This window comes from Streptomyces phytophilus, from assembly GCF_013870535.1.
Lineage (GTDB): Bacteria > Actinomycetota > Actinomycetes > Streptomycetales > Streptomycetaceae > Streptomyces > Streptomyces phytophilus.
This window is the reverse complement of the sequence record NZ_JACBXC010000108.1, coordinates 1-9,758: the sequence shown is the minus strand read 5'-3', so window position 1 is coordinate 9,758 and position 9,758 is coordinate 1. Positions and strand designations below refer to the sequence as shown.

Sequence of the window (9,758 nt, the reverse complement as noted above, 5' to 3'; positions counted from 1 at the left end):
CCTGCCGGGAGGCGGTGCCGGCCTGGCCCTGCTCCAGCCGCGTGTAGTACCCGGCGCTCACCCCGGCGAGCTGCGCCAGCTCCTCGCGGCGCAGGCCCGGTACGCGGCGGGCGGCGCCGTAGGTGCCGAGTCCGGCGGCGTCGGGCGTGACGCGGCCGCGGCGGGTCTTGAGGTACGCCCCGAGGGTCTCCAGCTCCATGGTCCCGAGGCTACGTCGCGGTGGGCCCGGGTGCGGCGGCCGCGGGTATCCCTGCCGGGTGTACCCACGGCTCGGGGATGGCTGGCGGGCGCGTGGCGGAGCACCGTCGTGGCCATGGACGTACGGCGTACTGCTTCCCCTCCCGCTCCCTCTCCCGCCTCCCCTCCCGCCCCCGGCGTGCGGGCGTGGCTCGGCCTGCTCGTGGTGCTCGGGCCGGTGCTGCTGGTCGCGATGGACGGCTCGGTGCTGTTCCTGGCGATGACCCGGATCTCCGCGGAGCTGTCCCCGTCCGCGGACCAGGCGCTGTGGATCCTCGACGGCTACGGGTTCGCGGTCGGATCCCTGCTCGTCGCGTTCGGCGGCATCGGCGACCGGTACGGCCGGCTGCGGCTGCTGATGACCGGGGCGGCGGTGTTCGGCGCCGCCTCCGCGGGCGCGGCGTTCGCGCCGTCGGCGGAGCTGCTGATCGCGTTCCGGGTGCTGATGGGTGTGGCCGGCGCCACGCTGCTGCCCTCCGCGCTCGCGGTGCTGAGCGAGCTGTTCACCGACGCGCGGCGGCGTGCGCAGGCCATCGGGATCTTCGCGGCGGCCTTCGCCGCGGGCTTCGCGATCGGGCCGGTCGTCGGCGGCCAGCTGCTCGCGCACTTCTGGTGGGGCTCGGTGTTCCTGATCAACCTGCCGGTGGTCGCGCTGTTCCTGCTGCTGGCCCCGCGGCTGCTGCGCGAGGTACGTACCGGGGGGCCGGGCCGCGTCGACGCCCCGAGCGTCGTGCTGTCCGCCGCCGGCATCCTGCTGACCGTCTACGGGATCAAGCGCGCGGCGGCCCACGGGCCGGCGGTCGTGCCGCTCGTGACCGCCGCCGCGGGCGTCGCCGTGCTGTGGTGGTTCGTACGCCGCCAACTGCGCCTCGCGCACCCGCTGATCGACCTCCGGCTCTTCCGCGACCGGCTGTTCGCGATCGCGGCAATCACCGGGCTGCTGCCGCTGGCGGCCTGGTCGGCGGTGGCGTACCTCGGCGGCATCTACCTGCAGTCCGTACGCGGGCTCGACGTCTTCGACGCGGCGCTCGTGACGCTCCCCGGCGCCGCCGTGCTCACCGTCACCTGCGTCGTGACCCCGGCGGTCGTCGCCCGCACCGGCACCCGGGCGGCGCTGCTGACCTGCCACTTCGTCATCGCCGGCGGCCTGCTGCTGCTCCTGCCCACCGGGGTGTCGGGCGGCACCGGCTGGTACGTCGCGGCCACCGTCGTCGCCGGGGTCGGCTACGGCATCTCGTTCAGCGTCGTCGCCGACACCGCCGTCGCCGCGGTGCCGCCGGAGCGCGCGGGGTCGGCCGGGGCGATCGCCGAGACGAGCAACGAACTCGGCAACGCGCTCGGCATCGCGCTGCTCGGCTCGCTGGCGGCGCTGGTCTTCCGGCTCCAGGGCCCGGACCTGGCCGGCACCCTCACCGAGACGCTGCAGGTGCCGGGGATCACGGCGGCGGCGGCCGACCGGGCGGAGTCCGCGTTCGTCACGGGGCTGCACGCCGCCGCGCTGGTCGCGGCGCTGCTGCACGCGGCACTGGGTTTCTTCACACTGCGGCACCTGCCGAGCCGCCGGCGCTCCGCGCCCGCACCCGCGCCTGCGCCCGGGCCGCTTCGTTGAGCAGGGGCCGCAGGTGCGCGAAGGTGGGGGCGGCACAGATCGACCGGAGGTCCCGAGCATGCGGCTCACCCGTACCCACCGCGCGGTGGCAGGCGCGCTCTGCGCGCTCGTCCTCGTACCGCTGACGTCATGCGGACAGGACGCACCGCAGGCGAGGCCCACCCCCGCACGCTCGGCCACGCCCTCGGCACCGCCGGAGCCGTACGTCCGCGAACTGGCGGCTCTGGAACGCGAGTACGACGCCCGGCTCGGGGTCTACGCCGTCGACACCGGCTCGGGGCGGGAGGTCGCGTACCGGGCGGGCGAACGCTTCCCGTACGCCTCGACGTTCAAGGCCCTGGCCGCGGGCGTCGTCCTGCGCACCCGCTCGGCGCGGGAACTGGACCGGGTGATCTCCTACTCCCCGGACGACCTCATCGCCCACTCCCCCGTGACCGGGGAACACGTCGCCACCGGCATGACGCTGCGCGACCTGTGCGAGGCCGCCGTCCGCTTCAGCGACAACGCCGCCGCCAACCTGATCCTCGCCGAACTCGGCGGCCCGGCGGGCATGGACGCCGAACTGGAGGCCCTCGGCGACGACGTCACGCGCATGGTGCGCGACGAACCGGAACTGAGCCGCTGGACCCCGGGCGACACCCGCGACACGAGCACGCCGCGCGCGCTGGCGGACGACCTGCGCGCGCTCGTCCTGGACGACGCCCTCGACAGGCCGGACCGCGCCCGGCTCACCGAGTGGCTGCGCACCAACACGACGGGCGACACCCTGATCCGCGCCGGGGTGCCCCCGACCTGGCGGGTAGGCGACAAGACGGGCACGGGCAGCACGTACGGCGCCCGCAACGACATCGCGGTCCTGTGGCCCCCGGACCGCGCGCCGATCGTCCTGGCCGTCATGACCAACCGCAAGGAACGGGAGGCGGAACCGGACGACGAACTGCTGGCGGAAGCGGCTGCAACGGTCGCCGCGGCACTCCCGCCGTCCCGGGGCGGCGCCTCGTAGGCGGACGGCGCCGCCGGGGGGTGGTTCAGTCCTCGTCGGGGTGGAGGGCGTCGAGGATGAGGCTCAGGCCGAAGGTGAACTCCGTGGCGTGGTCGTAGCCCGGTGCGAGGGCGTGGGTGGCGGCCAGTTCGGCGAGGTGGGGGTAGGTGCCGGGGGGCAGGTTGCGGACCATGGTGTCTGCCGCCTCCTCCAGTTCGGTCATCCCGTCGAACGGCAGGCTCGTCTCCTGGATGACGAACCCGTACAGGTAGCTGTCGATCAGCGAGACCGCGTGGGTCGTCATGGCGACGGAGAAGCCGGCCCCGCGCAGGGCGCCGATGACCGCGTCGTGGTGGCGGAGGGTGGCCGGGCCGGGGCGGGTGCGGGAGTCCATCAGGGAGACGGCCCAGGGGTGGCGGCGCAGGGCGTCGCGCGCGGAGTGCGCGCGTTGGTGCATGGCGGACTTCCAGTCGGTGTCGCGCCGCGGCAGTTCGATCTCCGCGAACACCGCGTCCACCATGCCGTCGAGGATGTCCTCCCGGCTCGCGACGTGGTGGTACAGCGACATCGCCTCGACGCCCAGGGGTTCGGCGATGGCCCGCATGGTGAGCGCGGCCGTGCCCTTCCTGTCGGCGACCGAGACCGCCGTGCGGACCACCCGCTCGCGGCTGAGGGGCGCGCGCCCCCGGCGCGTGCTTCGCTCGGGCATCCAGTCGCTCCTGTCGGTCCGTTGACTGCCTTACGGCATAAGGTTAACCTGCCTTACGGCATAAGGTTGCCGTTCCTGCGGAGGAGGCACGGGTCATGGGTACGCCACGGAAGGTGTGCGTCGTCGGCGCCTCGGGGAAGCTCGGGCAGTACATGGTCCGGCACGCGCTGGACCGGGGTTACGAGGTCGTCGGCGTCTGCCGCGAGCGCAGTGTGCCGAAGCTCGCGGCGTACGAGGGGCGGATGACCGTCGTGCCCGGGCCCACGAACGATCCGGAGGTGATCCGCCGCGCGGTCGACGGCTGCGACGGGGTGCTGACGGTGCTGGTGCCGTGGGGGGTGCGGCAGTACTCGTCGGGTACGGCGCAGGCGGTCCTCGATCACGCGCCGCCGGGTGCGCGGCTGGTCTTCTCCTGCGGCTGGCACATCACGCGGGACGGCAAGGACCACTACTCCCGCCGCTTCACCGCGGGCGTCCGCATAGCCGCGGTGCTGGGCAGGCTCGTACGGGCCGTGGAGATCGACGACCAAGTGGAGGCGTGCCGGCGGATCTTCGCGAGCGACACCCGCTGGACGGTGGTGCGGGGCAGTTCGCTGGAGGAGGGCGAGAGCCAGGGGCTGCCGGTATGGAGCCGGCACGTGGGCGACCCGGTGCTGGCCAGCGACCTGACCCGGCGGGTGGACTTCGCGCTGTTCATGGTCGCGGCACTCACGGACGACACCCTGGTCCGGGAAGCCCCGGCCATCGTCGGCTGCCGCACCCCCAGCGCGCTCGCGCACGCCGCCTCTATACCGCGCGACCAGGAGTGAACCGCGGACGGCAGCGGCGCAGTTCCGGGGGCTGCTCGCCCGTGGTGAGTTCGGCCGCGGCCAGGCGGCCCGCGGTGGGGGCGAGGGTGAGGGCCGAGTGCATGACGGCGACATAGGCGGAGCGGTCAGGTGCCGCGCAGCCGATGAGCGGGCCGTGCGGCGGCATCGGCCGCCGGCCCAGGCGGTGGTCCAGCAGGCGGCACTCGTCCGCACCCCGGAAGGCGTTCTTGAGGTGGTGGAGGGCCTTCTCGGCAGCCTGCGCCAGGGCTGCCGGTGAGGAGTCGCCGGGGTGCGGCATCGTCATGAGCAGTTCGCCGTCGCGCACTTCGCGCACCTCGAACTCCGGCGTCGCCACGATCGCCTTGACCAGGCCGGGCCGCGCCCCGATCCGGACCAGGAAGGCCGGGGACACGGGTACACGCACGTCTGCGGGCAGCGCTGCGGAGAGTTCGGCGACGCCGGTCCCGGCGGTGAGGACGACCGCCGACGCGGGGTGGAAAGCGGTCGCCGACCGCGCGCCGACGACCCGGCCGGCCTCGGTCTCCAGCGCCGTCACCGCCGTGTCGAGGAGTACGGTCGCGCCCCGGGCGCGGGCGGCGGCGATCAGCGCACGGGTCGTCGCCACCGGGTCGAGACCCCCGTCGCCGGGGGTGTGGACCGCGTACGCGGGCGGCTTGCGGAGGTGGGGCTCCAGCACCGCGATGTCGTCCCGTACAACCCGGCGCCTGCCCGGCGCACCGGGTGCGCCGTCCGCGGTCTGCCCGGCGGTCCACGTCAGCGAGCCCGTCCAGCTGACCGCGTAGCCCGGCACCTCGGCTTCCAGCCGCCGGTGGTCGGCGAGCACGGATCCGCGCAAGTCCTCGGCACCGCCGGGCCAGTCGCCGCCGGTGCCGCCGATCCAGGCGAAGGACGCGCCGGTGGCGTCCGCGGCCGGGGCGGCCTCCCGGTCGAGCAGCGTGACGCGTACGCCGAGGCGCGCCAGGTGGTACGCCACGGAGGCACCGACCGCCCCCGCGCCGACGACAACGACACCGTCCCGCAACGCGGTCGGGCTCCCGGGCACCATGCGATCACCTCGGCGGCAGTGTCCCATCCGGGCCCGGATGCCGCCGGGGCCGCCGCCCGGCTCAGTCGGTCGCGACCGCCTTGCCCGTGCGGGCCTTCTTGACGCCCTGGCGCGGCACGTCCGCGTCGCCGCGGACGTCGGAGGCGAACGCCTCCGCGCTCGCCTCGGCGGCGATGTCGCTGATGTCCTCGTTGATCTCGTGCGCGGCCCGTTTCACATCGACCGCGAGTTTCACCGAGGTCTTGATGGTGCCGCGGACGACCGGCCTGACCACTTTCTTGATGAGAGGCGCCGATACCGCCCCGACCAGAAATACAGGAAGTACTGGAAACATTGTCAGTACCCGCCCCTTCGAATTTCGTTCACGTTCCCGTCTGCCATTTCCGAGCCTAGCGGGAGAAGCACCCTTCCCACCACCCTGACCTGCTAATCTTCACTCTTTCGAGTGCCGCGGGATTGAGTCGATCTTTCGCTTCCCGGGGTGACCTATCGTTTCCCGCGTGAAAGAACGAGAAAACATGGACGACGACCTCCTGTATTCCGCAGAACTGCGGCATGCGGACGGCGAATACTTCCTCACCATCAACGACCACAGGTGCGATGAAATCGAAGTCTTTCCGGTATCGCGCAAAGCCGTGAAGAGAATCCCCTTCTATCTTTCCGCCCTGCGCGGCAAGCTCCCCTGACCTCCCGTCACACCTGCCGCTGCCGCACCACGCGCACGCCGGCCCGCGGGCCTTCGAGCAGCGAGTGCGCCAGCACGCTGTACAGCACGTCGTTCGGGCCGTCGGCGATGCGGAGCCCGCGGATGTCGCGGAGTCGTTTCTCCATCGGGGTGTGGCACGTGTACCCGTCGCTGCCGTGGAGTTGGAGCGAGAGGTCGACCGCGCGGTACGCGGCGTCCGTGGCCAGGGCCTTCGCCGCGGAGCAGGCCGCCACGTCGACGCCTTCGGCATCCCGGTCGAGGCCCTCCAGCAGCGAGAAGCACCAGGCGGTGGCCGCCTGCAGCTCCGCCGCCGCGGTACCGAGCCGGGACGCCACGGACGGGATGCTCGCCAGCGGCGTTCTGCCGACGCTGCGCCGGCGGGTGCGTACCATCGCCTCGTCGATCGCGGTGCCGGCCGCGCCCAGGCAGACCAGGGCCATCATCAGCCGCCAGCCGGCGAAGTGCTCGTCGAAGATGCGGCGGCCGTCGCCGGGGGCGCCGAGCAGCCCGTCGCGTTCGACCCGTACGCCGTCGAGGTGCAGGTGGCCCAGGCTCCAGCCGCGCAGGCCCAGCGGGGCGGCGGTCCGGGTGCGCACGCCGGGGGCGTCCATCGGCAGCCAGAGCGCCGACAGCGGCACCTCCCGCAGCCCCGCGCAGTCACCGCCGTCGGCGCCCGCACCGTCACCCTCCGGCGTCTGCGCGGTCAGGGCCGCGGCCTGCTCGGGCGCGACCACCTTGCAGAAGACCACGAAGCCGACGGCCTCCTCGACCCGGCTGACCAGCCCCTTGGTGCCCGAAAGGACCAGGTGGTCGCCGTGGTCGACCGCCACCGTGCGCAGGCCGCGCAGATCCGAGCCCGAGTGCGGCTCGCTGGAGGCGACGCCCGCCAACTCGCCGCGCTCGACCACCCGGTCGCGCACCGCGAGGGCGACGGCGGGCGGACCGTAGCGCAGGGCCATGGCGCCGTGGCCGGAGCTGAAGACCTCGCGCGCGTCGCAGTCGCGCCGCCCGGCCAGGAACATCGCGAGCCCCTGCGCCACCCGCTCCAGACCCGCGGGCACGACCGTGTCCCGACAGGCCGCACCGGCGGGGCCGCTGCCGCGGTCCGCCCCGCCGCCGCCCGCTCCGTCCACCGGCGCCGGGGCGGCCACGTCGAAGCCCGTCAGCCCGGCCCGGGCGGCGTGGGCACGCAGTTCGAGCCAGGGCGGCCGGGCCGCGTCCTCCGTCACGGGACCGGGCAGGTGCAGGTCGAGGAAGTCGGTGACCCGGTAGGCGAAGTCCGCGAGGCCGGGGTGGCGGGCGAGGACCGCGTGGAACTCCGCGGAGGCCACGTACGGGTCGCCGGCGGGCGGGAGTTCGAAGGCGGGGCGGGCCGGCGCGGAGCCGGTCGGCGCCGAGGTTGCCGGCGTCGGTGTCATCGGCCACCGTCCGCTGCCTCGGCGAGGCTGCGCGGCCGCATGTCGGTCCACGTCCTCTCGACGTACTCCAGGCACGCCTGCCGGGTGTCCTCGGGAAGGGCGACGGTCCAGCCCTGCGGTACGCCGGCGAACGCCGGCCAGAGCGAATGCTCGCCCTCGTCGTTGACGAGCACCAGGAAGCGGGCTTCGTCGTCCTCGAACGGATTGGTCGCGTGCGTCATTCCACGCTCCTGGTTCTCAACGGACGTTCATTGTCTCGGTTCAGCGGCATTTCTTGAGGCTCTGCGTGTCGTTACCACCCGAAGGAATGACCACCTGCTAACTCAGCACCGGGCCGCCGGACTGGAGCTTCCACAGCGAGCTGTAGACGCCGCCGAGCGCGACCAGTTCGTCGTGTGTCCCCCGCTCGGCGACCACTCCCCCGGAGCCCATGACATAAATGCGGTCCGCGCTCTGCACGGTGGAGAGCCGGTGGGCGATGACGAGCATGGTGCGGTCGATACCGAAGACGTGCAGGGCCCGCTGGATGGTCGCCTCGGTCTCGTTGTCCACGGCGGATGTGGCCTCGTCGAGGATGACGACCGGCGGGTCGCGCAGAACGGTGCGGGCCAGCGCGATCCGCTGCCGCTGCCCGCCGGAGAGTGCCGCGCCCCGCTCCCCGACCCGGGTGTCGTAGCCGTCGGGGAGGCCGTCGATGAACGTGTCCGCTCCCGCCGTGCGGGCGGCGGCGACGAGTTGCGCCTCGGTGGCGTGGAACGTGCCGTAGCGGATGTTCTCCGCGATCGTCGCGTCGAAGAGGAACGGCTCCTGCGTGACGTACCCGATCGCCCGCCGCAGGTCGGGCAGGGCCAGGGTGCGTACGTCGGTGCCGTCGAGCAGCACCTGCCCGCGGCCCGGGTGGCGGAAGCGCATCAGGAGCTTGGCGATCGTGGTCTTGCCCGCGCCGGTGGTGCCGACGAGGGCGGTGGTCCGGCCGGGCGGGATGATCAGCGAGGTGTCCCGCAGGACGGGTGCGCGGCCGGGGTAGGCGAAGGTGACCTTCCGCAGCTCGATCCGCCCCCGCAGGCTGCGCAGCGGCAGCTCCCGGCCCGCGGCGGCCGGGCCGCCGGACCCGGCCTCTCCCACCGCCCCGCCCGGTCCGCCCGCCCCGACCGGCCGGCCCGGTCCGATCTGCCTCACCGGCCCGTCCGGGCCCGCGACCTCCGCCGGTCCGACCGGTTCCACGGGCAGCTCGTGCAGCCGCTCGATCCGCTCCAGGGCGGCCAGGGTGCGCTGGTAGTGGTCGGAGGCGCTGCCGACGCGGGACAGCTTCAGCATGGCGATGCCCGGGAGTTCGATCAGCGGGCCGAACGCCGCCGTGGCCAGCTCACCGCGCAGCACGGCCCGCCCGCCCAGCAGCACCGTGCCCACCAGCGCCGAGCCGCCGGCCAGCCGCAGGATCTGCGGCGGCAGCGCGGCGCTGCGCCCGGCGGACCGGTTGGCCTCGCTGCACCTGCCGTTCAGCTCGCCGATACGGGCGATCTCGTGCGCCTCCGTCGTGGCGGACTTGATGGTGGTGTGGGCGTGCAGGTTCTCGGTCACGCGGCTGTTGAGCTGCGCCCGGCGCTCGCCGCAGGCGGCGGTGTCGGCGACCGCGCGTTCGTGGAAGCGGAACGACAGCCAGGCCACGAGCGGGATCGGCGCGAACGCGATCCACGCGAGCTGCGGCGCGAGCAGCAGGAACATCGGTACGAGCAGCGCCAGCCCCGCGCCCATCTGCACGACGTCGTGCATGTTCGTGCCGACGAACGTGCCGAGCTGGCCGATGTCCTCGGAGAGCACCGCGTTGACGCGGCTGACGCGCTCGTTCTCCAGGTCGGCCGGCGCCACGCCCTGGACATGGGCGTAGGTGCGGGTGCGCCAGTCGTCCTCGACGTCCTGGGCCACCCCACGCCAGGCGACGCCGGCGGCGTAGCCGGTGCCCGCCATGACGGCGCAGGCGAGGGCGCCGGCGCCGGCGAGGGTGCCCAGTTGGGCGGAGAGGCCGACGATGCCGTACCGGGTCAGGGTGGCGCTGCCGCCGCGCGCGACCAGCAGCACGATGGAGGGGGTGAGCGCGAACAGCGCCATCTCGGCCAGCGTGGAGAGCGCGGAAAGCAGTGCCGCCACGCCGAACTTGCGCCGGTGCCGGCCGACGATGCGTCTGACGGCGTGCCGCCGCGGCCCCGCCCCGTCCGGCCCTT

The 9,758-nt window shown here is 73.8% G+C and carries 11 protein-coding genes; 4 read left to right on the top strand and 7 right to left on the bottom strand.

Annotated elements, in window-relative coordinates:
- Positions 1-199: helix-turn-helix domain-containing protein (locus H5J30_RS08825; RefSeq protein WP_181786700.1), on the bottom strand; the 199-nt coding region annotated here is incomplete at its 3' end.
- Between the two features lie 108 nt (positions 200-307).
- On the opposite strand from H5J30_RS08825, the gene H5J30_RS08820 reads away from it, so the two are divergent.
- A complete protein-coding gene (locus tag H5J30_RS08820; RefSeq protein WP_374100956.1) occupies positions 308-1,846 on the top strand; it encodes an MFS transporter in 1,539 nt (512 codons plus the stop codon).
- Between the two features lie 58 nt (positions 1,847-1,904).
- The gene (gene bla, locus H5J30_RS08815; protein WP_181786696.1) at positions 1,905-2,849 is read left to right on the top strand and encodes a class A beta-lactamase; all 945 of its coding nucleotides are present in this window, start codon (positions 1,905-1,907) and stop codon (positions 2,847-2,849) included.
- Between the two features lie 25 nt (positions 2,850-2,874).
- Here bla and H5J30_RS08810 read toward each other — a convergent pair whose 3' ends face one another.
- On the bottom strand, positions 2,875-3,537 hold the full coding sequence (locus H5J30_RS08810; protein WP_181786694.1) for a TetR/AcrR family transcriptional regulator: 663 nt from the start codon (positions 3,535-3,537) through the stop codon (positions 2,875-2,877).
- A gap of 95 nt (positions 3,538-3,632) precedes the next feature.
- Here H5J30_RS08810 and H5J30_RS08805 point away from each other — a divergent pair, with 95 nt between their 5' ends.
- Positions 3,633-4,346, top strand: a complete 714-nt coding sequence (locus H5J30_RS08805) for an NAD(P)-dependent oxidoreductase (RefSeq protein ID WP_181786692.1) — start codon at positions 3,633-3,635, stop codon at positions 4,344-4,346.
- On the opposite strand, the gene H5J30_RS08800 is transcribed toward H5J30_RS08805, so the two are convergent.
- Together H5J30_RS08800 and H5J30_RS08795 are read right to left on the bottom strand one after the other, a co-directional pair.
- The gene (locus H5J30_RS08800; RefSeq protein WP_181786690.1) at positions 4,324-5,412 is read right to left on the bottom strand and encodes an NAD(P)/FAD-dependent oxidoreductase; all 1,089 of its coding nucleotides are present in this window, start codon (positions 5,410-5,412) and stop codon (positions 4,324-4,326) included. The two genes, H5J30_RS08805 and H5J30_RS08800, sit on opposite strands and share 23 nt — an antisense overlap.
- 61 nt (positions 5,413-5,473) lie before the next feature.
- Positions 5,474-5,686: a DUF5132 domain-containing protein gene (locus tag H5J30_RS08795; protein ID WP_181786688.1), complete on the bottom strand. Its 213-nt coding sequence runs from the start codon at positions 5,684-5,686 to the stop codon at positions 5,474-5,476.
- Between the two features lie 244 nt (positions 5,687-5,930).
- On the opposite strand from H5J30_RS08795, the gene H5J30_RS08790 reads away from it, so the two are divergent.
- Complete coding sequence (locus H5J30_RS08790) at positions 5,931-6,098, top strand: hypothetical protein (RefSeq protein ID WP_181786686.1); 168 nt, start codon at positions 5,931-5,933, stop codon at positions 6,096-6,098.
- A 7-nt stretch (positions 6,099-6,105) separates the two neighbouring features.
- Here the strand turns inward: H5J30_RS08790 and H5J30_RS08785 are convergent, their stop codons facing one another.
- The 3 genes from H5J30_RS08785 to H5J30_RS08775 all read right to left on the bottom strand — a co-directional run.
- Positions 6,106-7,536 (bottom strand): acyl-CoA dehydrogenase family protein, encoded by a 1,431-nt coding sequence (locus tag H5J30_RS08785; protein WP_181786684.1) that lies wholly within the window; start codon positions 7,534-7,536, stop codon positions 6,106-6,108.
- Positions 7,533-7,757, bottom strand: a complete 225-nt coding sequence (locus H5J30_RS08780) for an MbtH family protein (RefSeq protein ID WP_018837133.1) — start codon at positions 7,755-7,757, stop codon at positions 7,533-7,535. Before H5J30_RS08780 ends, H5J30_RS08785 begins: the two co-directional genes overlap by 4 nt.
- Before the next feature lie 97 nt (positions 7,758-7,854).
- The coding region (locus H5J30_RS08775; protein ID WP_181786682.1) for an ABC transporter ATP-binding protein at positions 7,855-9,758 on the bottom strand (1,904 nt) is incomplete at its 5' end.

What these genes read in the sequence shown, in the direction of transcription:
- bla (WP_181786696.1), top strand. Translation starts at nt 1,905, where the DNA reads ATGCGGCTCACCCGTACCCACCGCGCGGTGGCAGGCGCGCTCTGCGCG.
- H5J30_RS08810 (WP_181786694.1), bottom strand. Translation starts at nt 3,537, where the DNA reads ATGCCCGAGCGAAGCACGCGCCGGGGGCGCGCGCCCCTCAGCCGCGAG.
- H5J30_RS08805 (WP_181786692.1), top strand. Translation starts at nt 3,633, where the DNA reads ATGGGTACGCCACGGAAGGTGTGCGTCGTCGGCGCCTCGGGGAAGCTC.
- H5J30_RS08800 (WP_181786690.1), bottom strand. Translation starts at nt 5,412, where the DNA reads ATGGTGCCCGGGAGCCCGACCGCGTTGCGGGACGGTGTCGTTGTCGTC.
- H5J30_RS08790 (WP_181786686.1), top strand. Translation starts at nt 5,931, where the DNA reads ATGGACGACGACCTCCTGTATTCCGCAGAACTGCGGCATGCGGACGGC.
- H5J30_RS08785 (WP_181786684.1), bottom strand. Translation starts at nt 7,536, where the DNA reads ATGACACCGACGCCGGCAACCTCGGCGCCGACCGGCTCCGCGCCGGCC.
- H5J30_RS08780 (WP_018837133.1), bottom strand. Translation starts at nt 7,757, where the DNA reads ATGACGCACGCGACCAATCCGTTCGAGGACGACGAAGCCCGCTTCCTG.